The organism is Aphanothece sacrum FPU1, assembly GCF_003864295.1.
Classification (GTDB): Bacteria; Cyanobacteriota; Cyanobacteriia; order Cyanobacteriales; family Microcystaceae; genus Aphanothece_B; species Aphanothece_B sacrum.
In genome coordinates this window covers 108,337-133,551 of record NZ_BDQK01000003.1, presented here as the reverse complement: position 1 = coordinate 133,551, position 25,215 = coordinate 108,337, and the positions used below count along the sequence as shown (strand labels likewise).

At 37.6% G+C, this 25,215-nt stretch carries 26 protein-coding genes, 2 tRNA genes and 1 pseudogene; 9 read left to right on the top strand and 20 right to left on the bottom strand.

Going from position 1 to position 25,215, the window contains the following annotated elements:
• Position 1: 1 nt before the first annotated feature.
• The 3 genes and pseudogenes from AsFPU1_RS05150 to AsFPU1_RS05140 form a co-directional block, all read right to left on the bottom strand.
• Positions 2–487 (bottom strand): hypothetical protein, encoded by a 486-nt coding sequence (locus AsFPU1_RS05150; RefSeq protein ID WP_124978347.1) that lies wholly within the window; start codon positions 485–487, stop codon positions 2–4.
• Between the two features lie 236 nt (positions 488–723).
• Entirely contained in the window at positions 724–2,742 is a 2,019-nt protein-coding gene (gene ligA, locus AsFPU1_RS05145; protein ID WP_124978345.1) for an NAD-dependent DNA ligase LigA, read from the bottom strand.
• A gap of 160 nt (positions 2,743–2,902) precedes the next feature.
• A pseudogene (locus tag AsFPU1_RS05140) lies at positions 2,903–3,076 on the bottom strand (IS630 family transposase); the annotation flags it as partial.
• 287 nt (positions 3,077–3,363) lie between these two features.
• On the opposite strand from AsFPU1_RS05140, the gene AsFPU1_RS05135 reads away from it, so the two are divergent.
• The 5 genes from AsFPU1_RS05135 to AsFPU1_RS05115 all read left to right on the top strand — a co-directional run bounded on the left by AsFPU1_RS05135 (position 3,364) and on the right by AsFPU1_RS05115 (position 8,859).
• Entirely contained in the window at positions 3,364–4,119 is a 756-nt protein-coding gene (locus tag AsFPU1_RS05135; RefSeq protein ID WP_124978343.1) for a response regulator transcription factor, read from the top strand.
• A gap of 45 nt (positions 4,120–4,164) precedes the next feature.
• Positions 4,165–5,445: a sensor histidine kinase gene (locus tag AsFPU1_RS05130; protein WP_124978341.1), complete on the top strand. Its 1,281-nt coding sequence runs from the start codon at positions 4,165–4,167 to the stop codon at positions 5,443–5,445.
• Between the two features lie 85 nt (positions 5,446–5,530).
• Positions 5,531–5,767 (top strand): hypothetical protein, encoded by a 237-nt coding sequence (locus tag AsFPU1_RS05125; RefSeq protein ID WP_124978338.1) that lies wholly within the window; start codon positions 5,531–5,533, stop codon positions 5,765–5,767.
• A 72-nt stretch (positions 5,768–5,839) separates the two neighbouring features.
• The gene (gene phoU / locus AsFPU1_RS05120) at positions 5,840–6,505 is read left to right on the top strand and encodes a phosphate signaling complex protein PhoU (RefSeq protein WP_124978336.1); all 666 of its coding nucleotides are present in this window, start codon (positions 5,840–5,842) and stop codon (positions 6,503–6,505) included.
• Positions 6,506–6,990: 485 nt separating this feature from the next.
• Entirely contained in the window at positions 6,991–8,859 is a 1,869-nt protein-coding gene (locus tag AsFPU1_RS05115) for an iron uptake porin (RefSeq protein WP_124978334.1), read from the top strand.
• 360 nt (positions 8,860–9,219) lie between these two features.
• On the opposite strand, the gene AsFPU1_RS05110 is transcribed toward AsFPU1_RS05115, so the two are convergent.
• Together AsFPU1_RS05110 and AsFPU1_RS05105 are read right to left on the bottom strand one after the other, a co-directional pair.
• Complete coding sequence (locus tag AsFPU1_RS05110) at positions 9,220–9,591, bottom strand: hypothetical protein (protein ID WP_124978332.1); 372 nt, start codon at positions 9,589–9,591, stop codon at positions 9,220–9,222.
• Between the two features lie 317 nt (positions 9,592–9,908).
• Positions 9,909–10,229 carry a hypothetical protein gene (locus tag AsFPU1_RS05105; protein WP_124978523.1) on the bottom strand — a complete coding sequence of 107 codons (321 nt, stop codon included), beginning with the start codon at positions 10,227–10,229 and terminating at the stop codon, positions 9,909–9,911.
• A 261-nt stretch (positions 10,230–10,490) separates the two neighbouring features.
• Between AsFPU1_RS05105 and AsFPU1_RS05100 the strand changes: the two genes are divergently transcribed.
• Positions 10,491–11,111 carry a vWA domain-containing protein gene (locus AsFPU1_RS05100; RefSeq protein WP_124978520.1) on the top strand — a complete coding sequence of 207 codons (621 nt, stop codon included), beginning with the start codon at positions 10,491–10,493 and terminating at the stop codon, positions 11,109–11,111.
• Between the two features lie 45 nt (positions 11,112–11,156).
• Here the strand turns inward: AsFPU1_RS05100 and AsFPU1_RS05095 are convergent, their stop codons facing one another.
• Complete coding sequence (locus tag AsFPU1_RS05095; protein WP_172957590.1) at positions 11,157–12,284, bottom strand: flavin monoamine oxidase family protein; 1,128 nt, start codon at positions 12,282–12,284, stop codon at positions 11,157–11,159.
• Between the two features lie 126 nt (positions 12,285–12,410).
• The gene (gene tnpA, locus AsFPU1_RS05090; protein ID WP_124973012.1) at positions 12,411–12,827 is read right to left on the bottom strand and encodes an IS200/IS605 family transposase; all 417 of its coding nucleotides are present in this window, start codon (positions 12,825–12,827) and stop codon (positions 12,411–12,413) included.
• 52 nt (positions 12,828–12,879) lie between these two features.
• Here tnpA and AsFPU1_RS05085 point away from each other — a divergent pair, with 52 nt between their 5' ends.
• Complete coding sequence (locus AsFPU1_RS05085; protein WP_227873431.1) at positions 12,880–13,998, top strand: RNA-guided endonuclease InsQ/TnpB family protein; 1,119 nt, start codon at positions 12,880–12,882, stop codon at positions 13,996–13,998.
• Between the two features lie 73 nt (positions 13,999–14,071).
• On the opposite strand, the gene AsFPU1_RS05080 is transcribed toward AsFPU1_RS05085, so the two are convergent.
• The 6 genes from AsFPU1_RS05080 to AsFPU1_RS05055 form a co-directional block, all read right to left on the bottom strand.
• On the bottom strand, positions 14,072–14,524 hold the full coding sequence (locus tag AsFPU1_RS05080) for an FAD-dependent oxidoreductase (protein ID WP_124978324.1): 453 nt from the start codon (positions 14,522–14,524) through the stop codon (positions 14,072–14,074).
• A 7-nt stretch (positions 14,525–14,531) separates the two neighbouring features.
• Entirely contained in the window at positions 14,532–16,025 is a 1,494-nt protein-coding gene (locus tag AsFPU1_RS05075; protein ID WP_124978322.1) for an ABC transporter permease subunit, read from the bottom strand.
• Positions 16,026–17,126, bottom strand: a complete 1,101-nt coding sequence (gene tgt, locus AsFPU1_RS05070) for a tRNA guanosine(34) transglycosylase Tgt (protein ID WP_124978320.1) — start codon at positions 17,124–17,126, stop codon at positions 16,026–16,028.
• Positions 17,127–17,243: 117 nt separating this feature from the next.
• Positions 17,244–17,783: a DUF3782 domain-containing protein gene (locus tag AsFPU1_RS05065; protein ID WP_124978318.1), complete on the bottom strand. Its 540-nt coding sequence runs from the start codon at positions 17,781–17,783 to the stop codon at positions 17,244–17,246.
• 123 nt (positions 17,784–17,906) lie between these two features.
• The gene (locus tag AsFPU1_RS05060; RefSeq protein WP_124969650.1) at positions 17,907–19,052 is read right to left on the bottom strand and encodes an IS4 family transposase; all 1,146 of its coding nucleotides are present in this window, start codon (positions 19,050–19,052) and stop codon (positions 17,907–17,909) included.
• Positions 19,053–19,310: 258 nt separating this feature from the next.
• The gene (locus tag AsFPU1_RS05055; protein ID WP_124978316.1) at positions 19,311–19,637 is read right to left on the bottom strand and encodes a hypothetical protein; all 327 of its coding nucleotides are present in this window, start codon (positions 19,635–19,637) and stop codon (positions 19,311–19,313) included.
• Positions 19,638–19,864: 227 nt separating this feature from the next.
• On the opposite strand from AsFPU1_RS05055, the gene AsFPU1_RS05050 reads away from it, so the two are divergent.
• Positions 19,865–20,260: a hypothetical protein gene (locus tag AsFPU1_RS05050; RefSeq protein ID WP_124978314.1), complete on the top strand. Its 396-nt coding sequence runs from the start codon at positions 19,865–19,867 to the stop codon at positions 20,258–20,260.
• A gap of 482 nt (positions 20,261–20,742) precedes the next feature.
• On the opposite strand, the gene AsFPU1_RS05045 is transcribed toward AsFPU1_RS05050, so the two are convergent.
• Together AsFPU1_RS05045 and lipA are read right to left on the bottom strand one after the other, a co-directional pair.
• Positions 20,743–20,813, bottom strand: a tRNA-Gly gene (locus AsFPU1_RS05045).
• 152 nt (positions 20,814–20,965) lie between these two features.
• Positions 20,966–21,835, bottom strand: a complete 870-nt coding sequence (gene lipA, locus AsFPU1_RS05040; RefSeq protein ID WP_124978312.1) for a lipoyl synthase — start codon at positions 21,833–21,835, stop codon at positions 20,966–20,968.
• Between the two features lie 84 nt (positions 21,836–21,919).
• Between lipA and AsFPU1_RS05035 the strand changes: the two genes are divergently transcribed.
• A tRNA-Pro gene (locus tag AsFPU1_RS05035) sits at positions 21,920–21,993 on the top strand.
• A 192-nt stretch (positions 21,994–22,185) separates the two neighbouring features.
• Here AsFPU1_RS05035 and brnA read toward each other — a convergent pair.
• The 5 genes from brnA to AsFPU1_RS05010 form a co-directional block, all read right to left on the bottom strand.
• Positions 22,186–22,467 carry a type II toxin-antitoxin system BrnA family antitoxin gene (gene brnA / locus AsFPU1_RS05030; RefSeq protein WP_124978310.1) on the bottom strand — a complete coding sequence of 94 codons (282 nt, stop codon included), beginning with the start codon at positions 22,465–22,467 and terminating at the stop codon, positions 22,186–22,188.
• Positions 22,448–22,723 (bottom strand): BrnT family toxin, encoded by a 276-nt coding sequence (locus AsFPU1_RS05025; RefSeq protein ID WP_124978308.1) that lies wholly within the window; start codon positions 22,721–22,723, stop codon positions 22,448–22,450. Before AsFPU1_RS05025 ends, brnA begins: the two co-directional genes overlap by 20 nt.
• Before the next feature lie 348 nt (positions 22,724–23,071).
• Positions 23,072–23,527, bottom strand: coding sequence for an NUDIX domain-containing protein (locus AsFPU1_RS05020; RefSeq protein ID WP_124978306.1), 456 nt, complete (start codon positions 23,525–23,527; stop codon positions 23,072–23,074).
• A 16-nt stretch (positions 23,528–23,543) separates the two neighbouring features.
• A complete protein-coding gene (gene argH / locus AsFPU1_RS05015) occupies positions 23,544–24,932 on the bottom strand; it encodes an argininosuccinate lyase (protein WP_124978303.1) in 1,389 nt (462 codons plus the stop codon).
• A gap of 35 nt (positions 24,933–24,967) precedes the next feature.
• Positions 24,968–25,213, bottom strand: a complete 246-nt coding sequence (locus tag AsFPU1_RS05010) for a hypothetical protein (RefSeq protein ID WP_124978301.1) — start codon at positions 25,211–25,213, stop codon at positions 24,968–24,970.
• Positions 25,214–25,215: the final 2 nt, after the last annotated feature.

The following is a 25,215-nucleotide window of genomic DNA, read 5'->3' as shown; positions in this document are numbered from 1 at the left end:
GTCAAATAACTCTCAGTAAATGATTCTTAGGGAGTTGTTCAATGGCGTAATGATAAGTACGCTGCCAACCCCAAACATAAGCAATTTTTAGGGTAATTCGTTGATAATTCATAAAGGTAATATGAGAGTCTGAAACATCAGCAATTAATTGATTTGTTGTGTCTTTTCCCCATTGTTTATAGGCAGCTTCCCACCATCTTTGACTAGGACGTTTAAATTCTGGTAAATTAAGCCATTCTTCTTCCCAATTAGAAGGTTTCCACTGTTGATTTAAGGCATTAATTAAACAAGCAATCGGATATTCTATGGTTTGGTTTCGTTGTTTTAGCCATAACCAGTATTCAATTACACTTTGTAAGGCAGCTTCAAAACCATTATAACAAAATTCTAAGGCTTCTTGTACGTCTTCTCTTTCAAAATCTACTCCAATATAACTCAGGGCATGATGATAAGGTTCTAATAACTCTTGCTGAAAATCTTCTAACATATTAATTTCACTGCTAAAATGTTGAAGGTTATAGGTTAAGATGTGGATTAGATTTTATTGGTTTTTCCTCAAAATTGTAGCCTTGTCTAAACTTAAGATGGTGGGTGACGACGCGCCTTTAAATGTATTAGTTTTTCCTGAAAATACTAGCTGCGTCTAAACTTAAGATGGTGGGTTACGACGCACCTTAAATTTTATTAGTTTTTCCTCAAAATACTAGCTGCGTCTAACCCACCCTACATTATTAAGGCTAATAAATCAGCTTCATTTAGTTGAGTAATACCTAATTTTTGAGCTTTTTCTAATTTTGATCCTGCTTCTTCTCCTACAACTAAATAATCGGTTTTACTGCTGACAGAATTGGTTACTTTTCCTCCTACTTTTTCAATTAATGTTTGAGCTTCTGTTCGTTTTAATGTGGGTAATGTCCCCGTAATTACAAAGGTTTTTCCTGCTAATGTTGATTGAATTGATATTGAAGTCTCTAAAGGCGAAACTTCATTAACCAATTGTAAACCGGCTTCTTTTAAACGTTCAATTAAAGTATTATTGTGGGTAATTTTAAACCAATCAAATACAGATTGAGCGATTTCTTCCCCAATACCATGAATTGAAGCTAAAGAAGGGATACAGGCTTGAGATAACTCGTCAACTGTGGGAAAATTATCCGCTAATAATCTAGCGGTGACACTACCCACATAACGAATACCTAAGCCATATAAAACCCGTGACCAAGGTTGCTTTTTACTAGCTTCAATGGCAGTGATTAACTTTCCGGAAGATTTTTGACCCATTCTTTCTAAAGTAAAAATTTGCTCCGGAGTTAAATGATATAAATCAGCGACCGAATTGACTAATTTATTATTAATTAATAGCATAACAATTTTTTCACCTAATCCTCTAATATCTAGGGCATCTCTTGAGGCCCAATGTATTAAACTACCTCGTAAAATTGCGCTACAATAACTATTAACACATCGCGTCACTGCTTCTGTAGCAGGACGCATGAGGAGAGAACCACATTCAGGACAATGGGTGGGCATTTTATACGGTTGGGTCTGGGGAGGGCGTAATTCTTTAACCACCCGTACTACTTCTGGTATAATTTCTCCAGCCTTACGAATGATGACTGTATCCCCCACCCGAATGTCGAGTTCAGCGATGCGCTCGCTATTATGTAAGGTGGCACGTTGTACGGTGGTTCCCGCTAGGTGAACGGGTTTCATCACGGCCATGGGGGTCACGGCTCCGGTTCTGCCCACATTAACTATGATATCTTGGACTATAGTGGGGGCTTCTTCGGCTGGATATTTTAAGGCGATCGCCCATCGAGGGAATTTTTGAGTAAATCCTAATTGTTTTTGTAACTCATAATTATTGATTTTAACTACTACTCCATCAGTCATATAAGGTAGATTTCGTCTGTTAGTTTCCCACTGATTACAATAGTTAGTTACTTCTTCAAGAGATTGACATAATTTACGATTAGGATTAACTAAAAACCCCATACTTTGTAAATAGTTTAAAGAGTCCCATTGCGTGGTTATTTGATTATTTTGAGGTAAGTGTAAGGTATAAGCAAAGAATTGTAACCGTCGGCGATCAACGATTTTGGGATCTAATTGTCTTAGGGTTCCTGCTGCCGCGTTACGAGGGTTAGCAAATAAAGCTTCTGCTGTTTGTTCTCTTTCTAAATTAATGCGATCAAATTCATCTAGGGGTAAGAAAGCTTCGCCGCGAATTTCTATTAAATTAGGAGGATTTTCTAGAGTTAATTTTAAGGGAATAGAGCGAATAGTTCGCACATTTTGAGTTATATTTTCTCCGGTGGTTCCATCTCCTCTGGTGACTCCTCTAATTAATACCCCATTTTCATAAGTTAAGGCTAAAGCTGACCCATCTATTTTTAATTCGCAAACATATTCAAATTGTTCAATATTTGGGGTTTGACGTTGCCAACGATCTTGCCATTGTCTCAATTCTTGTAGGTTAAAGGCATTTTCTAGACTATAAAGAGGTATGTTATGTTTGATAGAGGCAAATTGAGAAGCTGGACTATCTCCGACTCTTTGGGTAGGACTATGGTCGGTGATCAGGTCAGGATATTGAGTTTCAAGGTCTTGTAGTTCCCGATATAATTGATCATAAATGCTATCCTCCATAATAGGATTATCAAGGACATAATAAGCATAATTCGCTTTTTGTAGTTGTTGACGTAGTTGGTTTATACGTTGTTGTGCTTGTGAGATATTCATCCTTTTTCCCTCAAGAATCTAATTTTAATTTAGCATTTTCTTGTCAGTTTCAGGGATAGTTTAGGCAATATCTTTAATCTAATTGAATCAGATTTACGCAAAGTCTCTATAATTTGTGTCGGATTGCTTACAAAGATTATGATAATAAGCTGCTACGCAGCTAAATAAAATAAATAGCATTACCTTTATTTTTAATTAAACGGCCCCACTTAATAATAAGTTGCTCTTCGTTTAATAATTTATTTAATAACTTTTCTAACTCTTCAACTGATTCAAATATTTTATTAGCTATATATTCTTTGGCTGAATGCCACACTAATTCAATCAAATTATAACCCACATTTCGCACTTCGTTTTGTAGTATCGCTTGTAGCATACTTTTCGCCTTAATTGAGTATAAATACTTAGAGACTATAGAACCCATTTGGGATCTCTATTGAAAGATTGAACTTATGATGGTTTTAGCAAATTGGATGATTTCTTTTTAATCCTGACTGTGTAGAGATTCTGGGAAAGATCCCAAATGGGTTCTATAGAGATAAGAAAAAAGAAATTTTTTAGGCCAACAAGACATTTTTGTTGTATATATTGAGGATATAACTAAAAGCACAGATTGTTTGTATGCTATCCCTCGACTTACCGCAAAATTCTACTTCTGGGTCTATTGTTAATAATTATCGAATCTTGGTAGTTGAAGATGAAGACGTAATTCGGGATATGATTGTTCTTGCTTTAGAAGAAGAAGGGTATGAGGTACTATCTATAAGTGATGGACGCGCTGCCTTAAATCTATTACAGCAAGAAGAAGAAACTAAGACTATTGGGTCAGGCTTTGATTTAGTATTACTCGATTTAATGTTACCTCAGATCAACGGCTTAGATATTTGTCGTTGTCTGCGTTATCAAAACAATATTGTCCCGATTCTAATTTTAAGTGCAAAAGCAAGTGAAACAGACAGGGTACTTGGTTTAGAAGTAGGTGCAGATGATTATTTAACAAAACCTTTTAGTATGAGAGAATTAGTGGCTCGTTGTCGTGCCTTAATTCGTCGTCAAGGTTTTACTAATATGTCGTCAGCACCTATTCGTAAGTTCCGCGATATTGCCATTTATACTCAAGAATGTCGGGTGATCGCTCATGGGGAAGAAGTTAATCTCTCTCCTAAAGAATATCGTCTCTTAGAGCTATTTATGAGTTATCCTCGCCGTGTTTGGTCACGAGAGCAGTTAATTGAGCAAATTTGGGGGCCAGACTTCTTAGGGGATACAAAAACCGTTGATGTTCATATTCGTTGGTTACGGGAGAAATTAGAAAAAGATCCCAGTCAACCGGAATATTTAATCACCGTACGAGGTTTTGGTTATCGTTTTGGTTGATCTACAATACTAGGAATATATTGAGAATTTAGGTGGCAGTCAACTTTGATTTTCTTTATCCTGGGTTTACTGCTAGGACTTGGGGTTGCTTGGTGGAACAATCATCGTCTTAAGTCACAATTAGGCAAAATTTTGACTATAGCACCAGATACACCCGATTTATTGCCCTCTTTGTCTATTACTTCTGTCATTAGGCGAGAAATTTTCTATCTTCAACAGAAGTATGACGAACAAACACAAGAATTACATTGTCAACAAGATTTATTAGCTTATTGTCCTCTGGCTTTTTTACGGATAGATGATCAAAATCAATTGTTATGGTGTAATAAACAAGCTCAAACCCTACTACAAATTGATCGTTGGCAACCAGATCAACTTCGCTTAGTCTTGCATTTAGTACGTTCTTATGAACTTGATCAACTGATTGAATTTACCCGTCAGACTCAAACCTCTCAAGTTAAGGAATGGGCCTTTTATCCTAACCCTTCCGTCTCTCAAGGGTCTTCAGAGAGTCCCCATGTCCCTCAACGTTCCATTGCGCTGAAAGCTTATAGTTTACCCCTTCCCCAAGGACAAATAGGGGTTTTTATTGAAAATCAACAGCCTTTGAGAGAATTATCCCGTTCCCGCGATCGCGCTTTTTCTGATCTGACTCATGAACTACGAACCCCCTTAACTTCTATTTCTTTAGTAGCTGAAACTTTACAAAATCGGTTACAAAACCCTGAACGTCGTTGGGCCCAACAACTGTTAAAAGAAACAAAGCGTTTAAGCAATTTAGTGGAAGATTGGCTAGATTTAAGTCAATTGGCCGAAAATGCTCATCAAACTCTGACTTATGAATTATTAGATTTACAAATATTAATTAGGTCAGCTTGGGAAATATTAGAACCCATTGCTGAAGGAAAACAAGTCACTCTAGACTATCAAGGAATAGAACAGATTAGTTTTTCTGGCGATCGCTCTCGTCTGATACAAGTATTTTTGAATTTATTAGATAATAGCCTTAAACATAGTCCCCCTCAAAAGGAGATTCTGGTAATGGCCACAGAGCAGGAGCTAAAAATCATTACAATTGATATAATTGATCATGGGTCTGGTTTTTCAGATGAGGATTTACCCTACGTTTTTGATCGGTTATATAGAGGTGATCTGTCTCGTACTCGTCAAGGGTTTTCTGAGCAATCACCCCGTCAAGGAAGTGGTTTAGGACTAGCCATTACTCAAGAGATTATAATTGCTCATGGTGGGTCTATTGTGGCGAGAAATCATCCATCAACGGGTGGAGCTTGGATACAAGTGATACTGCCTATTAATCAAGGGTAGGAAAAATCGGGTTTTTAATATCAGGTGCAAGATCTCATTGTAACTTAATTAAACAACAATTAGTCAAGATAGCAGAAGTAAATAAATGAGAATAATACAGACTAAAGGTAAAATACACAAAGGAGAATTAAGAGTCAAAGCACCCCCAGAATTTAGTGATGGAGAAGTCGATCTAGTTATTATTGCTAAAAATGAACTAGACGACTTTGAGGAAATGTGTCAACTGGCTAAAAGTAATGGCTATGAATCCTTAGACAAAAAAATGGAATTGATTCAACAAGTTAAATTAGAAATGTTGGCAGAAAAAGGAAGAACTAAATAATGTCTAATCTTAAACGTTATAAGTATAAAAGCTACATCTCCTGATTTTATTATTCCTTCTAAAGTAAAAGTAGTGAACATATCAAACAGGAAATATCCCGATAATACCTATTTTGCTCGCTGTCTCAAGCGATTAGAACAAGAAGTTCTACGGATGGGAACCTTAGTTGAAGAGTCTTTTCGTCTGAGTCATCAAGCTTTGTTTGAACAGAATCTTGATGTAGTTGTTAAAATTAGTGAACTTGATCGACAAATTGACCGTTATTATCGTCAAATAGAACTAGATTGCTCAACTTTGATGACCTTACAATCTCCTGTAGCTCAAGATCTGCGTCTTTTGAGTGCTTTTATGCAGTTGGTGCGAGATTTAGAGCGTATTGGAGATTATGCCCAAGACTTGAGCGAAATTGCTGTTAAACTGGTAACTTATCCCCCTCATGATTGTTTAGGGCAGATGGCTATTATGTCTAATTATGCTCAAATGATGTTAGCAGCTAGTCTGGTGGCCTTAGCAGAGTTAGATGGTGATGGGGGAAAACGGGTTAAACAGATGGATGATACAGTAGATGATGCTTACGAGCATCTTTATCAAATATTAGCCTATCAGCGCAATATTCCAGGAGTCATTGAACCTTTCATCTTACTTGCTCTTGTGATTCGTCACTTAGAAAGAATGGCTGATCACGCAACTAATATTGCTCAGCGAGTGTCTTATATTGTTACTGGACATCGGGGTTAACGAAGTCAGAAGTTAGAAGTCAGAAGACAGATTAATCTGATGATTTACTTAGTTTTATTGATTCTTAACATTAAGATAACTGAATCATAACTTTTATCTTTTATCGTCTAGAAATAGTTGGACTGATAGTTATTTAAGTCCGGTTCACAAATCAACCGCATCTGAGATAAACTATAACAGTGACGATTTCTCTCAACTTTTTTGTAAAAGAAACGTCATAGTGAACTAGACAATTAAAAAGGGATTGATTCAGTTGAATCCCTATCATTGAGAAGTGACGATTAATCCTACTGAATGACTTAAAACAGTAATAGTTTAAAGTTCATACCTGAAATAATAGGATGCTTTTACTAAATTGTTTTATAGTAATGATATATTTTATCCGTTAGGGATAAAGTTCCCAATTTTTCAGTAAGATTGGTTAGAATTGAAGAATTCTTTTTTGAAGAATTCGCTTGATATTATCGGTGTGAGGATTGTATTGTATGTCCAGGTTATTTCAAGAATTTCTTAAGAAAACACCCATTGCTTTGGGTTTTTCTCTGTTAGTCGCTCAAAGTGCGATCGCCTCTCCTAATCCTGAAATTCAGGATTCTCAAGAACAACTTGTAAGTAGTGAAGTCGCTTCTCCCGAAGAAGCATTAGGAGTTGTTCGTAGTCGTCCTGAATTAAAAACTCCCTTAAACCGCACTGAAACGAAGAAGTTTGATAATTCAGTGGCCGGTGAACCCATGTCCCAAGTAACCAGTATTTCTGAGTTACGGGATGTTTCACCCACGGACTGGGCCTATGAAGCGTTACGCAGTTTAGTTGAGCGTTACGGATGTATTGTGGGTTATCCTGACCGGACATTCAGGGGCAACCGGGCCACCTCTCGTTGGGAATTTGCGGCCGGTTTAAACGCTTGTTTAAATACCATTGAACGCTTGTTACAAGAAAACGTAGCAGTGTTACGGGAAGATATTGAAAAGCTCAAACGTTTAGCTCAAGAATTTGAGGCTGAATTAACCGCATTGGGAGCAAGAGTTAGTAATCTAGAAGAAAGGGTAGCGTTTCTTGAAGATCATCAATTTTCCACTACCACCAAATTAAGAGGGGAAGTCCTATTTTCCGTATCTGGTGCGTCAGGGGAAAGAGCCTTAGACTTCCGGGAACAAAATTTATTCAATCAAGGAAGACTTCCTAATGGCAGACGACGCATTGATGATAACGCGAATCTTGGTTATCGGGTTCGTTTAAATATCAATACCAGTTTTACCGGAAAAGACTTCTTAACTACTCGTCTGCAAGCGGGTAGTGTTTTTGACTATTCTGACCCTACTGGAACGCAAATGGCTCGTCTTTCCTACGATACCACTAGCAACCTTCGTAACACCAGTAACGTCATTGTTGATAACTTGTGGTATCGGTTCCCCATTGGTAACTTCACGGGTTATGTCGGAGGTACTGGACTTGATGTTGACGATATTTTTGATGTGGGCAACCCCTTCTTAAATGCTTCAGGAACAGGGACTTTATCTCGTTTCCTTCGTTATGATCCTCTCACCGCGCGGGGGAATGAAGGGATTGGGGGCGGTTTTGCCTATAAATTTGCTGATTGGGTGACGGTACGGGGTCTTTATTTAGCCCCCAGTAATACAGGTAATGATCCAGCTTTAGGAAGAGGTTTGTTTAATGGTAATTTTAGTGCGGGGGGTCAGTTAGGGATTTATCCTACTCAGAGCTTGGCCTTTAACTTTACTTTTATGCACCATTATTTCACTGCCGACTATGTCAATCCCAACCCCAACAATCCCAACCCCAACCGTCTCAATACGACTTTTGGTACAGGAAGTTATGTTGAACCGAATAACCGAACTGCGGCTGGTGTTAATAGTCGCCGACTCGGAGTTGGGATAGGCCGAGATCCCTTCTTAGGCGCGCCAACTATTATGGATGCCTATGGACTCAATGGTAACTGGCGCATTAACCAAACTTTTAACTTGACCGGTTGGGTTGGTTATGGTTTGGCCCGTGCGCAAGGTCTTGATGCCAATGGTCAAAGTCGTCGCGGTTTTGGGGCTGATATCTGGACTTGGATGGCTGCTCTTAATATCGTAGATTTAGGGAAAGAGGGGGCTGTCTTGAGTTTTGCTGGTGGTTCTACCACCAATTCTCGTCGGATTGATGCCTTACCTGGAGATTTAACGGTTCCTGACCAAGATACTCCTTACATTTTTGAAACCCAGTATCAGTATCCTCTGACTAAAAACATTCTATTGACTCCTGGGGTTTATGTAATCATCAATCCTGATGGTAACAATAGCAATAATAGTATTTGGGTAGGGGCATTGCGGACTACCTTCAGGTTCTAAGTCTGAATCATCTCTCAATTTGATATTTTCTGTAGGGGTCAACGGCCGTTGACCCCTAAAATTTATACTTTGTTCAAAATAACAATCCACAAATAAGCTAAGACGCATTTAAAATGGTTATAGAGGGTTTTGGTACAAAAGTTCAAATCTTTCTCCCTTGCTCCCTGCTCCCTTGCTCCCTGCTCCCTGCTCCCTGCTCCCTTGCTCCCTGCTCCCTTGCTCCCTTGCAATCTCAACTACCAATTTAGATGCGTGACAGCTTATTGCCCGCGATTCATAAGGCAGTTCTGTTGGCGGGTTCCCCGACATAAAGAAACTTCCGTCCCACCGATAAATCGGGGGACTTCTCGCGGAAGAAAGTTAAAAATTGATTAAAGGAATACGTGCTGTGGGACGTTGAACATCACCTAAAGTAGCATCATGTTGTTCTAATACTGAATTTAGGGCATCTGTTTTAGCTTCATAGGAATTTTTGTCAAATTTATATCCCGAAGTCACTCCATCGACCGGTGTATATTGTCCCCCAACACCACCTAAACCTTCTACTAGAGTTCTCGTTTCAGTTCCCCCTAAATCTTGTACTGTTCCTGTATAAATTTCTAAGGGTTTGGGGTCAGTAATAATTTCTTCTTGCGCTAAAGTAGGAACCGTTGAAAACATTACCCCCACTCCCAGGGTAAGTAATCCCATCACAATGTTAGTTGAGTGTGTTAAACTATGAGAAAAATTCATAATCTTTACCAAAATTTCAGCATAAACTTTAAGGTGAATATCTCACCCAACTCCTCACAAGATTTTTCACAACACCACACACTTAATAACGCTAAAATTGAGTCAGGTTTTCCTGTCTAATAATAAGCCAGGAAAAAACAAAAATTGTCTCAATTTTTACCAATCACCTCTATTATCGAGAAGATTCATTAATGAGACTATTAAAATAAACAAAAATTTGACAGGACATAGACAAAACTAATAAAAATAGAGTTTTTATAGGGTCAATTCGTGAATTGACCCTATAGATATACTAATGTATTGCTTGATAGTTCATACTAACTGGTTGCTTCGGCAGGTTTTTGGGTAGTACCATAAATTCTGCGAGAAGAGGAACTGGTAGTTTCTGAATCTTCTAGGGGAGTAAACTCAATATGGTTGAGCAGGGTAGTAACGAACGCAAACAATAGGAAAGGAAAAGATAAGACAATAACCAGTCCCACCACGGCTAAAGCGTAAATTTGACGGGTACTACTCCATAAACCTAAAGCACTGGCCAAGCTTAAGAAAATAACAATTAACCAAACGATAATTTGCCCGTAGACATCCCCAAAAGTCAGGGTGCATACCATACGGTATTTTTGAGTCTTGTTGTCCATCATTGGAAATTTCCAAAATTAGCTTCTTCTGATGTTCTACGTTAAGACTATGACGGGACGTAAGACTATATTTAAAGATTTTTTCTAAAGTTTTGTTATATAACTTTACAATTAACTTGATTTGTGTCACACAATTCTGTATCAAAAAGATGGGAACCTCAATTCTGATAAAATTCCAAGTCTTTAGGGAAAGATCTCAAAGATCGTAATAACCTAGACAGTAGACAAATGTATAAATCTACCGAGGAGGTTATTTCCCTTATGCTAGGAGACTCAATTATCGGAAATCGGGACTATACCCTGATGATCGACAAAAGTAGCAGCATGGCTACCTCTGATGAGGCTAATGGCAAGACTCGTTGGGAAATTGCTCAGGAGTCTACCTTCATGTTGGCGCAAAAATGCGAAGAAATAGATCCTGATGGGATCACCATCTATTTATTTTCTAGTCGCTTCAGACGGTATGACAATGTAACCTCAACTAAGGTAACGAAGATTTACGAAGAAAATGAACCTATGGGACAGACGGACTTAGCTGAAGTTCTTCAAGATGCCTTTGACAATTATTTTGAGCGTAAAGCAGTCGGAACAGCGCAACCCAATGGAGAAACCTTCTTAATAATTACTGATGGGGAACCCACTGATCGTAAAGCCGTTATCGATATTATTATTGATGCGACTCAAAAAATTGATCGAGACGAGGAATTAGCTATTTCTCTAATTCAAGTCGGTAAAGATAAGAAAGCAACAGCATTCTTTAAAGCTTTAGATGATCAATTACAAGCTGCTGGAGCTAAATTTGATATCGTTGATACTGTTACGGTTGATGATATGAAAGGTATGTCCTTAACCGATGTGTTATTCAAGGCCATCACCGATTAAGTTAAGTCTCAAGCTACAAATATAGGAACCCGCAAAGGAGAATTTTTATTGAGTAGAGACGTTTTTAAACAACGTCTCTATTATTGTTTGTGCTGCTAAACGTCCTGTTTCGGCTGCACCATTCATATAACCATAGTAATTTGCACTAAATTGTTCTCCAGCAAATATTAAATTCTCAACCCTTACTTTTTGAGTTTCGACAGGATTTTCAGAGTCTATATACATCCACTCTTGAAATTCAGTATACTGTCCTGGTTTAAAATTAGTATAAGCCCCTTGAATTAATCTTTCATTTTGCCAAGCAGTTCGCCAAAAATCCCCTGTTGCTGCTTCTTTAACCCCAGAAATGACAGAATCTAATTGTTTAATTAATGTATTTCCTAATACTCTTCCTGTCATTTTAATGGTGGAAGTTGCTTCATTTCCTCCGAGAAAAAAGGTTAATAAAGGTTCTGAAGGAGGAGTTAAAGAGGTAGTAGATTCCCAAATTTCTGAAGTACCTAAATCTGTCCATGCTTCTTTAATGAACCCTGTTTCTTGTTGCCAAACAGCATGAGTAAACTTCGCAAAAACTTTCTCATTATTACCTAGATCAACGGTTTGAATAAAACGTTTTAAGGAGTCAGGAAGACTGACCTGTATATTAACTTTTCTTAGGGTAGTAAGGGGAATTGCTAAAATCACATAATCTGCTAAGACATGACTATTATCTTGAAAAGTTAGCTTAAATTGATTTGCTTCTGATTGAATTTTTATTAATTGTTTATAGGTTTTAATTTGCTCTGAATTCAGAGATTTTACTAACTCATTAATTAATGCTCCTGTTCCCCCTGAAATACAATAAATTTCATCGCTATTTCCTAATACATTAACTTCTTTATTTTCAACTTTTGGTAAGTTATTAATTAACTGTAAAGCAGATGAATTTTGAGGTTCTACTCCATATTCAGTACGAATAGAATTTTCTAATAAATTCTGAACCACAGGATGAGAAATTTTACCCCTATGTTTATCTAAATATTGAGTAACTGAAAGAGCATCTAATGAAGGAGCATATTGACCAAAATTTTCTTCTAATAAAGCAGAATCTTGGGCAATTTGTTGAGAAATAGGGTTTAAAAGATTTGCTAATTCTGCTTCTGGCCATACCTTTCTCTTAAAATAATAACCCACTTTTGGATAAGGTAACTCTAAATTTCTTTCTATCTAAAATGCAAAAAGAGGACTCCCGCTACACCGCCTAAGCGGTTAGCGGTGAGATGAATTTTTGCCAACAAATAAACCGACCGTAGGGAGTCCTTATTTCTTAGGGGAATTTTGGTTTTCAACATAATTTTTAAGTTGTTCAACAGTTACGCCACCACAACTTGCCACAAAATAAGAGCCTGTCCAAAAATAAGGTTTTCCATAAAAGTATTTCTTAGACAAGTCAGGGTTTTCTTTTCGTATCAACCTACTACTAACAGTTTTTAAATTACCGATTAAAGTAGATAAAGGTTTATCGGGTTTGTAGTCAATGAGCAAATGAACATGGTCGGACTCGCCATTAAATTCTAGTAATTCACAATCCCATTTATTTAAAGTGTCTTTAAAGATTTCTTGAAGTCTAGACAGTATAGGTTCACTGATAGCCTGTTTTCTGTATTTAACGACAAAAACAATATGAGCGTTAAGTCTGTAGACCGATCTAAATCCATGATTGTAAGCGTTTGACATATTAAAGCGTTAAGTGTTACACTGGCTAATGTAACACAACAGGTCGAAAGCCGTGTTAAATGTCTTAAAAGTCAGAATTTATCCAAATCAGCCACAAGAAATTGCCTTAAATCGAAATTTAGGCTGTGCAAGATTTGTGTATAATTTTTACTTAAATAAGACTAACAATCAGTATCAAGAAACTGGGATTGGGATGACTTATTGCCAAATGGCAAAAGACCTAACTCAGCTAAAAAAGCTCCCTGATTTTGAATGGTTGCAAGAATCAACGGCTGCCACCTTACAACAGGCACTCAAAAACTTAGAAGCTGCTTTTAAAAATTTCTTTTCTAAAAGGGCTAAATTTCCTAAGTTTAAGAGTAAATATAAACAACAATCAATCCGTTACCCTGAAGGTTGTTCTCTTAATAACAACGGTTTAAAGCTCCCAAAACTGGGGATTGTTAAAGCTAAACTTTCAAAAGAGATTTTAGGAAAGATTAAGTCAGTGACAGTTTCAAAAACAAGTACAGGTAAATATTTTGCCTCTATTTTATTTGAATCTGACGATTTAATCATCAATAAAACCTCTAAAGTCTCAGGAATTGATTTAGGCTTATCTAGCCTAGTGACAGTCTTTGATGGTGAAACAACTTATAAGGTTGACCCAATTAAACCAACTAGAAAATATGCCAAACGATTAAAAAGGAGACAACAGAAATTATCTCGTAGAACCAAGGGTTCTAACAACCGTAGAAAAGCGATTAAAGAAGTCGCTCTTGTTCACGAAAAAATTACTAATACTAGACAAGATTTTCTCCACAAACTCTCAAGAAAGCTCGTTGACGAAAACCAAGTCATTGTAGCAGAAAACCTTTGTATAAAAGGATTAGCGCGTACCAAATTAGCTAAATCAATACTTGATGCTGGATTTGGTATGTTACTAAACTTCTTAAGCTACAAGCTAGAAAGAGAGGGGGGGAAACTTGTTCAAGTTGACAGATTTTATCCAAGTACAAAAACCTGTTCTTGCTGCGGATTCAAAAATAATTTGATAAATTTAAGCATCAGAGATTGGGTTTGTCCTAATTGTCAAACTCACCATGACCGAGACGAAAACGCAGCTAAAAATATCAGAGCAGAAGGATTAAGAATACTGTCAATAAATACCGCCGGACAGACGGAATTTTAAGCCTGTGGAGAGTGAATAAGACTCGCTGGTACTTGTATTAGAAAGCATCGCTCGTTGAATCAGGAATCTCCCGCTACACCCCCCAAGCGGTTAGCGGCGAGAGTGTCAAGACATCTACTCCTAATTCTTGAGCTAAAGTCAGTAAATCTTCGTGATCAGAATTGATAAATGAACCACCAAGATCTAAAATAGTGTCTTTTTTTGCACCTATTTTGATACTATGAACTCTACCTCCTAATCGTTCTTTTCCTTCATAAACATTTGCTATTAATCCTACTTTTTTGAGTTGATAAGCCGCGTTTAATCCTGCTATTCCTCCTCCTATAATCGCAATTGATGGAGAATTTTTACCATAGGTTTTAGAATAATTAGATAGGGCTAATGAAGTTATTAAACCACCTCCAGTAAGGGCAATATTTTTGAGAAATTTACGTCTTTTATAAATTGTAAATAATCCAGAAGGTTTATTTATATTTGCTTGCTTTAATAGACGTACTAAATAAGAGAATAAATGAGTTCGTGCCATAATTTATCTAATTTTTGACCTGTTGTAAAGGATTTAATCTCCATTCTAACCAACTAAATAAACGAGAAGATAGTAAGGTTAAAATTAAGTAAATTATAGCCACAGCCGTATAAATTTCAAAGGCTCGATAAGTGGTGGCTACCATTAATTGGCCTTGACGAAATAATTCCTCAAAACCAATCACTGCCACTAAACTTGTATCTTTGAGTATGGTAATAAATTCATTGCCTAATGGTGGTAAAATATAACGAAAGGCTTGAGGAAAAATTACATAACGCATGGTTTGTGTTGGGGTCATACCTAAAGATTTAGCCGCTTCTCCTTGTCCTTTAGGAACTGATTGAATACCCCCTCGTATAATCTCCGCTAAATAAGCAGAAGCATTCAAACTTAAGGCCATAACTGCGGCAGGAAAACGGGCAATATTAAAAGTAAATCCTAATTGTTGAAATAAGGCAGGTAAACCAAAATAAATCATAAAAATTTGCACTAATAATGGTGTCCCTCGAAAACCATCAATATAGAATCTTGCTAACCAACGTAAAACCTCATAATTAGACAGACGCGCTAAGGCTAATAATGCTCCTCCAACCATTCCTAAAAATACAGAAAATGCGGTTAATTCTAAAGTAATTATCGCACCTTTAATCAAATTTAAAATCAGTTGATTAAAATTAATTGATGATTCCTCATTCTCCTGTAAACTAGGAGCAATAAGCGGCAAAGATGAGGGTGAACCCGCAAACCATTTTTGATAAATAACTTGATATTTTCCTTGATCAATTAATGTTTGTAAACTATTATTAATAATCTGAATATAGGGTGATTTGTGTGGTAAGGCAATCCCATAATATTCTTCAGTAAGTAACTCACTAACTACTTTAATCCCTTGTAAATTGCCTGTTTTGATGGCATATAAAGTGACAGGCGCATCATTAACTACTGCATCAACATTACCATTAACTAATTCTTGAAGGGCTAAAGGTGCATTATCAAAAGTTGTAATTTTTGCCCCTGGAATTGTTTTCACTTTATTGGCTCCAGTTGTACTAATTTGTACAGCAATTCTTTGATTGTCTAAATCGGCAAAACTTTTTATATTGCTATTATTTTCTTGAACCGCAATGGCTAATCCTGCTTTAAAATAAGGACGAGAAAAAGCAATAGTTTTAGCTCGTTCAGGGGTAATAGTCATACCACTAATTGCCCCATCAACTGTTCCAGATTGTAAGGCCGGAATAATGCCATCAAATGGTAAACTTTCAAACTTAACTTTTAAGCCAGATTCTTGACCAATAGCCCTCATTAAATCAATATCAAATCCTTCTAATTCACCTCCCGTTTTAGCTGCCATTTCAAAGGGAGGAAAAGTTGGCTCAGTTGCTATTACTAAAGTGTTAGCATTAGCACCAGTTAATTGACTATAAAAAATTAAAATAATAATTAATAGACAACTAATAAATCCTAGCCATACTTGATTTGACTGTTTTAAGAGAATCATTTAACTTAACCAATGAGCAAACTCCGTCACAAAGCGATCGCTTAAAATCGCCTCTCGAATCTGTTGAGTAAATCTGATTAACTCGGCAATATTGTGTAATGATAAAAGAATATACCCTAACATCTCCCGTGACCGTATCAAATGATTCAAATAAGCTCTTGTAAAGGTTTGACAGGTATAACAAGCACAACTATCATCTAGAGGGGTAAAATCTTCCCGAAATGGAGCATTTTTCAGGTTCCAACGCTCACCTTTTACTAAAGCTGTACCATGACGACCAAAACGAGTAGGAATCACACAATCAAATAAATCTATCCCAGACGCGATCGCCATAGCCATTTCTTTATAAGTCCCCACCCCCATCAAATAACGGGGTTTCTCAAAAGGTAACAAAGGGGCGGTAAATTGGACAATTTCTCGAACTAAGGCGGGGTCTTCCCCCACACTGACCCCCCCAATGGCATAACCAGGCAAATTTAACTCTTTTAAAGCATTTACGGCCTTTTGTCGTAATTCTGGATAGGTTCCCCCTTGCACAATACCAAATAAAGCTTGTGTATCGGGACGTTGATGGGCAGTGATACACCGTTCTAACCAACGATAGGTGCGTTCTGTAGCAGCAGCTACCGTTGCATAATCAGCATCTCCCGGAGGACATTCATCAAAGGCCATAATCACATCGGCCCCCAAAGCATTTTGAATCTGGATGGAACGTTCAGGGGTTAATTCAATGATGCGTCCATCTCTAGGAGAACGAAACGTCACCCCAAATTCTTTAATTTTTCGTAATGCACTCAAACTAAAGACCTGAAACCCTCCAGAATCAGTTAAAACTGGGCCGTTCCAACCCATAAACCGATGCAGTCCCCCAGCTTGTTGAATAATGCTTTCTCCAGGTTGTAGATGGAGATGATAAGTATTGGCTAAAATCATCTGGGCCCCAGTCGTTTCGAGTTGAGCAGGAGTGAGTCCTTTAACGGTCGCTAGGGTTCCCACAGGCATAAATCGGGGCGTTTCCACCAATCCATGAGGTGTATGCCAAACCCCTACTCTAGCTTTCGTTTGGGAGCAATGGCCCCGAAGGTCAAATGAAAATACCACAATAAATTATGAATTATGAATTATAAGGACTAATCAAACTAGCAGAGATCGCCAAGACAGCTTAAAGTGCGATCGCTTTTTTGTTGAGTGCGATCGCTCTTATTTTTGTAGATCACACTACCAAACTTTTGGTTGAAACTCAGCATCGTTAAGAATAGCGACATTTTCTCCCGATTGTACCAACACAAATAAACCTTGACGATAAGCATATTTATCTGCACCTTCTTCTATTTCAATTCCTGCCACCGCCCCATATACTTGCTTTTCGTTATACTCAGGGAAGAATTGGCGAAATTTGCTTAAATCATCGCTCAATTCTTTAACATCATCCACACCTAAACTACTCTTAACTTCTACTACTAAAACATGATCTTCATTAGTCACTAAGACATCAATTTCTAACGTTTTACCATCCAGACGTTTTTTGACTCGTTGACTAACTTGATGAACGGGAATACCTCTATTAAAAAATAAAGTTTCACAGGCAGGAGCCACCATTTTTTCCACAAAACGCCCCCATTTACCGCCTAAAGCTCCTATTTGCTTACTAACTTCTTGAATTTTGCGATCTGTTTCTTGAAAGCGTCGCTCCGTTTCTTTTTGGGCTGTCACTAATTCAGCTAATAATTGCCATACATCATCTGCGGTAGTTGTCATAATTTTTCTTGTTGCGAACTTTTTACTTCGTTCATTATATCTTAATTTATCTCTTCTGTTAACTCGTTTTAAATCTTTTTTAAACTGAGTAGTCGTGACAATCTGGCGTGGGGACATAAAAATCTATAAGCTAGACTTAATCAGGGATATAGCCCGTCGTCCTCGTCGATAATAGGCGCGTTTTTCGGGGCTTAATTGCATTAATGCCTGGGCTTCAACGGTAAATAAATCACAAGAGTCAACCCAATCTTTTCCATGAAGACCGATATAAAAGTTACTGTGTCTCCGTCGCATTTTCTTGTTTTTTCTGACTCTCCCCACATATTTTGCCAATCCTTTCTCTTTAATAATTTTTCCAGAAAATGTTGCCATTGAATAAGCTAGAGTAATCAATATAATTAAGGAAGTAAGGCGATGTCCTGTTAATTTCGTTCTTTCTAAATCATAACCACCTTTCTTAAAATCCCGAAACATTTCCTCAATACAAAATCTCTTTTTATAAGCGTCAATCGTCTCATCAATACTGGTTAAATTTGTGATAATAAACCAAGCTTCTTTTGTCTCTATTCCTCTATACTTCTTTTTCCATTTCGCCACTATATTACTGCCTATAAATCCTTTTGTTTTCGTAACTTTAACTCCTTGATAAAATAAAGACATTCCTGAAGATAATCCTAAATCTTTTAGTCGCGTCCACATTTCCTTTTCTACTTCAATATAGTTGCTTTTCTTCAATCTGAGTGCATAATAAACTCTTTTTTGTCCATGTAACCATTTTGCTAGTTCAACTGAGCAGAATTCTCTATCCCCTAAGACAACTATTTTATATTCTTTTAGAAAGAGTAATATTCGGGCTAATATACTTTTCTGTGTGTCAAAGTTACTATTACCGATGTGATCTAGCAACTCAAAATATAAGGGAATTCCTCTATTATCAATTACCAGACTTACCATCAAAATATTAATCAACCCCCATTGGGTTCTATCTATGGCAATATGTAAGACATCTCCTGTACTAAATGATTGCTTTAACCACTGTTTTATGATAGGTATCCATACTCCTTCAATTGTCAAACAAGGAATCTCGAAAAACCGTTTTAACTTTTTTCTCTTACTTTCAAATAAAATGGGACTGGGAAAATAACTAGCTAACTCATAAAACCTAATTTTCCTATATACTTGCACTAATTCTATCATGATTAACAGTATTAAATATTCCGATTTTTTCAGATACTTTGTTAAATGGTTGTTATAAATTTCTGGTAACATTTTGGGTTTAGACGGCGATCGCTAAAAAAAGAACATTTTCTTTTTACCATGTTTTGCTCTTTTCGTCATCTGGTAAGGCTTTCAGGGTTTCATGTCCCCACGCCAGCTCATGAGGTACAGTAGCAGCAATGAGCAAACCAGTTACGAATATCCTGTTGAGTTACTTGAGCCATAGCAGGCTGTTACATTTTACCTCATTATGAACGGAGAGCCTGTAACGCCTCTTTAATACTGAGGGGAATTCCCCTCAGTAAATAATTAACTGTTGTGACCGTTGCTGGTTTGACTCATTAAGTATTGCCAAATGCGTTGTATTTCTTCTTGACTTTGCCGTTGATAAACTGCTAAGTCTCGCATAATCTCAACTGTTTCAGCTAACTTAAGATTTAAGTCAATCACTTGATTGTCTAATCTTTCAAGGGTTTCTTCATGACGTACGATCACTTCTTCATGACGTGCGATCGCTTCTTCTTGACGTGCGATCGCTTCTTCTTGACGAGTGATCGCCGCTTCGTGACGGGTAGTATATTTAGCTGCCGTAGCAAATAAAGCTTCAATTTGGCTTAGTCTTTCTTCTGGTGTCATCGGATATACTTTAGGAGTGTTTTAAGTGGGGGTCAGTTTGACCCCGTTTTTATTATTACCGCTAATTCTAGGTTTTAACACAACATCTAAATAGTTTAGATAATTATTTAGATATATAAATAGTTTAGATAATAGTTTATATATATAAAATAATTTAGATGATACCTTAGATATATAAAAAGTTTAGATTTTATACTATATATCTAAACTACTATCTAAAGGTTTATATGCCCATAATCACATTCAGTATCAATAAAAATCAAGAGGAATTTTTAAAAACTTACGTTGAAAATAATGAATCTTTAAACTTGACGGCGAAACGACTCCTTTTAGAAATGTTGGAATCTTATGAATTAACTGATAATGCTCGGAATCCTAACTGGGAAGAACGGTTAACTTCCTTAGAGTCAACTGTTCAGGATTTAGCTAAGGTTTTGTCTGAGTTGACAAATAAAGATGAGTTTTTTCTTGAAGCTCCTCAACCACTGGAGGAAATGTTAAGTAAATTTCCAGAAGGAAGAACCGCTAACGATGCTAAAGAATTTGTGCGTCGAGTTATCGCGGATAATCGGGTGCAGCCGGAGAAGAAAACAAAAAAGGAAACGGCTGAAGCTTTCTCATGAGGTACAGTGACAGCGATAGCTAAATCCAACAGCGATCGCTAAACCCAAACAGCGATCGCCAAATCCACACAGCGATCGCTTGGTACAACCCAATTTTCTAACAAACGATCACAAGAAGAACGCGATCGCTTATTGGAATCCAAGCATCGCCAGTTTGAATCACAAATAGAATTGCTTATGGGACAAGTTAGAGCGGTTGAGTTTTATTTAGCCAAAACGGGAACAGGATTTGTCCCCTATGACACCTCTCGGAAAAAAAACTAATGTACTTTTTAATTGACATTGGAATTGTGATTATTAGTTTTTGTGTCTTATGGTTTGTCCGTATTGTTGTAGGAGCTTTTTTACCTTTTTGACAGTTAATTGATGATTTATTTTGACTGTCAATTGACTGTCAAAATGAAGTTAATTTTAGTTAATCAAAGGCTTTAACAAAATCTAACATTTTACTGAAAGTCTTGATTTAACAAGGTTTGAGAGAAAGCGGGTGAGGGGAATCGAACCCCTATCATTAGCTTGGAAGGCTAAGGTTTTACCACTAAACTACACCCGCGTTGATTTTCCTTTTCATCAACCTATACTAGCATAACACAAGTTTCAACAATTTGACAAAATCTTTGTCAGAATTTTTTAACTATCTTGGCCAAGATAACATAAAAGTCCTAATTGGTCTGGATGCACTTTTACAAGAACAGATAAACTTTATTATCGAGGATATTTGTCCATCAAGTCTCTAACTTGTTCTGCATGATAAGAACTACGGGTTAGAGGAGAAGATACTACCTGTAAAAACCCAATAGATTCGCCAAATTTTCGCCACGCATCAAACTGAGTGGGATGGATAAAGTCTTGTACCCCTAAATGTTTAGGAGAGGGTTGTAAATATTGACCCAGGGTAAGAATATCACAATCAACTTGGCGTAATTCTGTCATTACTTGACGCACTTCTGCATCTGTTTCTCCTAATCCTACCATTAAGCCGGATTTAGTGTAAATTTCAGGGGTTAATTGTTTGCATCGTTGCAATAACTCCAGCGATCGCCCATAATCTCCTTGAGGACGTACCTGACGATATAAACGGGGAATAGTTTCTGTATTATGATTGAGAACTTCGGGTTTAGCTGACAAAATAGTCGCTAATGCGTCCCAATTGCCGCATAAATCAGGAATTAAGACCTCAATGGTTGTTTTTAGGGAAAATTTCCGAATTTCTGCAATACAGCGCACAAATTGAGAGGCCCCCCCATCGGATAAATCATCTCGGTTGACAGAAGTAATGACCACATGATTAAGATTAAGACGGCGTACAGCTTCCGCTAGGTTGAGGGGTTCGAGAGGGTCTAAGGCTTTCGGTTTTTTCTCAAAATCAATGTCACAATAGGGACAAGCACGGGTACAAGCGGGCCCCATAATTAAAAAGGTAGCGGTTCCGGCGTTGAAACATTCCCCAATATTAGGACAAGATGCCTCTTCACAGACCGTATTTAAGCCTAAATCTCGCAATATCTCTTTGACACTGCCGACTCGTTGCCATTGTGGTGCTTTTACTCGTAGCCATTCCGGTTTAACCGTCACGCCTTGTTGACTCCTGTGATGGTATTATCTTTACTTAGTTTATCTCAAAGAGCGTGTTAATATAGATTAGATGTTTATTGCTTACGGGATGTAGCGCAGCTTGGTAGCGCACTTCGTTCGGGACGAAGGGGCCGCAGGTTCAAATCCTGTCATCCCGATTATTACATAGTCTAGGATGCGCCTGTTTTTACTCAGGGCTTTCTACAAAAAATTTAACACTTAACACCCTGTAAACATCCTAGACTTTTAACTGTACTGTTGGAAAGTTGGAATTTTTAGTACGCCGTCGGGTAAAAGTTGAAAGTTATGCTTCAAATTTTTAAACAATACTTGTCAATGATAGTTAAGGCTTATAATCTATTTTTAGCAATATGATGCTCATCAAGGCTACGTCTCAGCATCATTTTAATAACTGCTTCACGATTAATATTTAATTCCGTTGCCATTGTATCAAGTTCGTTTACCATAGATTGAGGAAGATCAATATTCGTTATTATCAAATTTTGCTTTCTTCTTGGTATCATTTCATGAGGGGTTCCTACTCGCGTTGTCGAAACATCAAAATAGCGATCAATGATTTCTTCCCCTGCTTCAATTTTTTCTTCAAGTTCATCAATTGAAATATTGTTCATAAAGTTTACTTTCTTGTTTGGTACTTTTCCAATAGGTAACTAACCAGATATATTCTCCCTCCTCATCATAACGAATTTCATAGATAACAGACAATAAATTATTATTACAATAACCAATGGCAATAAATTGTTCTGGATCATCATTTTTCATCCTCTCTACATAAGAGACTGTAAAAATAACTGCTATTTCTTCGAGAAAATACCCTCTTTTTTGTTTGAGTAGCTGGCTTTTTTGATCATCCCAATCAAAGCGCATAATTATTTCTATGATCCGTTATGATTTAAGTAAGATAGGCAATGCTCACCCTACATTATTATTAGCACAATGATGCTTTTTGATCAATTTTTGGGTACACTAGATTAAAGCATGATCGTAGGTTGGGTTGAACGGAGTGAAACCCAACAAATCAATGTTAAAAAATGGGGGAAGATAATGTCAGATAACAAGTAACATAAATATGATGTTGGGTTGAGGAACGAAACCCAACCTACGCTCTCAATAGACATCTCCAAAATCACAGATTTGACCCCGATGCTACAAGGGTTTGAGGTTAATTTCTGGAGATGTCTAATTCATGTTTGACATTACCTCAAAATCAGTGACTTAAGCTAAAATAGTCAAACCTTGAAAATAATCTGCTAATTGACGATCATGATCATGACTGAGATTTCCTAATGGTAATTCATCCGGTAAAAAAGCCTCAACCTCCAGAACTTCTAAAGTATCTTTAACAGAGAATGTACCCGTTACATTAGCTTCCATTAAAACAGAAATAGAATGAATTCTGGGATCTCTATCAGGAGAAGAATAAACCCCAACTAAACGACGAATTTCTAATAATTCTAAGCCCGTTTCTTCCCTTAATTCCCGTTTAACAGTCGTAGTGATATCTTCCCCCCAATCCACAATACCCCCAGGAAGTCCCCACTGCCCCGTATCTTGCCGTCGAATTAAGACAATGCGACCATCAGGAAGAACGGGAATAATCGTGGCCCCCGTAATCGGGTGACGGAAGACTATCCCCATAATCGTTTTAATATATCGCCATAACTGACTCATAAATCAACAATTACCTTTAAGTTTGCTCAATTTGAGCGATAGCCCTGGCAATGGCTTGACGAATCTGCTCAAAACCAGTTCCTCCGTAACTATTACGGGCCGCTACCACTTGTTTAGGGGCAATGGCTTCATAAATATCACTTTCAAACTTAGGATGGAGTTGTTGCCACTCCTCTAAAGTTAAATCTTTGAGCAGTTTACCGGCCGCAGTGCTAGTTTTAACCACTTTGCCCACCAAATTATAAGCTTCTCGGAAAGGAACCCCTCGCGCCGCTAAATAGTCCGCTACATCCGTTGCATTAGAAAAATCTTCCGCAACCGCTTGGGCCAAACGTTCCTGACGGAATTTGATCCCTTCCCCTAATAAAATGGTCATGGCTTCTAGACAACCTTTAACGGTTTTAACCCCGTCAAAAATCGCTTCCTTATCTTCCTGTAAGTCTTTATTATAGGCCAGGGGTAAACCCTTCATTAAGACTAACATACCTTGCAAATGACCAAAGACACGCCCTGCTTTCCCTCGTACTAATTCAGGAACATCAGGATTTTTCTTTTGTGGCATAATACTTGAGCCAGTTGCGCAACTATCCGTCAGACTAATGAAACTAAACTCATGGGAAGACCAGAGAATCATTTCTTCACTCAAACGACTCAAATGTACCATAATTAAACTGGCCGCATTGAGAAATTCAATAGCAAAATCGCGATCGCTAACCCCATCTAAACTATTACCATAAACGCCACCAAACCCCAATAATTCGGCACTGTAATGACGATCAATGGGAAAAGTGGTTCCGGCTAAGGCCCCACAGCCCAAAGGCGAAATATTGGTTCTAGCGTAAATTTCTCCTAAACGTTCCCAGTCCCGTTGAGCCATCTGGAAATAAGCCAGTAAATGATGAGCTAAACTGATAGGCTGGGCCCGTTGTAAATGAGTATAACCAGGAATCAGGGTCTCTACATGAGTTTGGGAATGATTGAGTAAAACTCCTTGAAATTCCCGTAACTGAGTGCGAATATCCTTAATTTGCTCCCGTAGGTAAAGACGGATATCAGTCCCTACCTGATCATTACGCGATCGCGCGGTATGGAGTTTTTTACCTACATCTCCCACAAGTTCAGTCAAACGACGTTCAACCGCAAAGTGAACATCTTCTTGATCGATGCCGGGGGTAAACTGGCCTTGACGATATTCTTGACGAATTTGCTCTAATCCTGTTACCAGTTGTTGAGCTTCTTCCGGGGCAATAATACCCGTATGAGCCAGCATTTTTGCATGAGCGATTGATCCAGTCAAATCATATTCAATCAGTTCAATATCAAAGCCAATACTAGCGTTAAACTGAACAATGGCAGGATGTAAACTGCCTTCAAAGCGATCGCTCCAAGTCTTTTGTTGTATCACGGCAAATCCTTAAAACAGTTCAAATCAACAAGGGTTTAAGAACCCGTAAAAGTACGAAAAACCCATCCAAAAAAAAAGCCAATCCCCAGGGCCCAAACTTGTCCCGATTTAATAAAGTTTTGCCAAGATTTTTGTAATTTTTCAAGAATCTGGGGATCTTCAATCTTTTGGGCTAAGAAATGGCCCGACTCTACCAGAGGATTAGTTACTAAAGAGAAATGATCGTGTAACCAAGACCAATCAACAACACCGAGACTGATAGTTGGGTCAAACAACAGCATTT

Excerpts from the sequence above, each read along its gene's own strand:
- AsFPU1_RS05150 (WP_124978347.1), bottom strand. The coding sequence starts at position 487 with ATGTTAGAAGATTTTCAGCAAGAGTTATTAGAACCTTATCATCATGCC.
- ligA (WP_124978345.1), bottom strand. The coding sequence starts at position 2,742 with ATGAATATCTCACAAGCACAACAACGTATAAACCAACTACGTCAACAA.
- AsFPU1_RS05135 (WP_124978343.1), top strand. The coding sequence starts at position 3,364 with ATGCTATCCCTCGACTTACCGCAAAATTCTACTTCTGGGTCTATTGTT.
- AsFPU1_RS05125 (WP_124978338.1), top strand. The coding sequence starts at position 5,531 with ATGAGAATAATACAGACTAAAGGTAAAATACACAAAGGAGAATTAAGA.
- AsFPU1_RS05115 (WP_124978334.1), top strand. The coding sequence starts at position 6,991 with ATGTCCAGGTTATTTCAAGAATTTCTTAAGAAAACACCCATTGCTTTG.
- AsFPU1_RS05110 (WP_124978332.1), bottom strand. The coding sequence starts at position 9,591 with ATGAATTTTTCTCATAGTTTAACACACTCAACTAACATTGTGATGGGA.
- AsFPU1_RS05105 (WP_124978523.1), bottom strand. The coding sequence starts at position 10,229 with ATGGACAACAAGACTCAAAAATACCGTATGGTATGCACCCTGACTTTT.
- AsFPU1_RS05100 (WP_124978520.1), top strand. The coding sequence starts at position 10,491 with ATGCTAGGAGACTCAATTATCGGAAATCGGGACTATACCCTGATGATC.
- tnpA (WP_124973012.1), bottom strand. The coding sequence starts at position 12,827 with ATGTCAAACGCTTACAATCATGGATTTAGATCGGTCTACAGACTTAAC.
- AsFPU1_RS05080 (WP_124978324.1), bottom strand. The coding sequence starts at position 14,524 with ATGGCACGAACTCATTTATTCTCTTATTTAGTACGTCTATTAAAGCAA.
- AsFPU1_RS05075 (WP_124978322.1), bottom strand. The coding sequence starts at position 16,025 with ATGATTCTCTTAAAACAGTCAAATCAAGTATGGCTAGGATTTATTAGT.
- AsFPU1_RS05065 (WP_124978318.1), bottom strand. The coding sequence starts at position 17,783 with ATGACAACTACCGCAGATGATGTATGGCAATTATTAGCTGAATTAGTG.
- AsFPU1_RS05060 (WP_124969650.1), bottom strand. The coding sequence starts at position 19,052 with ATGTTACCAGAAATTTATAACAACCATTTAACAAAGTATCTGAAAAAA.
- AsFPU1_RS05055 (WP_124978316.1), bottom strand. The coding sequence starts at position 19,637 with ATGACACCAGAAGAAAGACTAAGCCAAATTGAAGCTTTATTTGCTACG.
- AsFPU1_RS05050 (WP_124978314.1), top strand. The coding sequence starts at position 19,865 with ATGCCCATAATCACATTCAGTATCAATAAAAATCAAGAGGAATTTTTA.
- brnA (WP_124978310.1), bottom strand. The coding sequence starts at position 22,467 with ATGAACAATATTTCAATTGATGAACTTGAAGAAAAAATTGAAGCAGGG.
- AsFPU1_RS05025 (WP_124978308.1), bottom strand. The coding sequence starts at position 22,723 with ATGCGCTTTGATTGGGATGATCAAAAAAGCCAGCTACTCAAACAAAAA.
- AsFPU1_RS05020 (WP_124978306.1), bottom strand. The coding sequence starts at position 23,527 with ATGAGTCAGTTATGGCGATATATTAAAACGATTATGGGGATAGTCTTC.
- AsFPU1_RS05010 (WP_124978301.1), bottom strand. The coding sequence starts at position 25,213 with ATGCTGTTGTTTGACCCAACTATCAGTCTCGGTGTTGTTGATTGGTCT.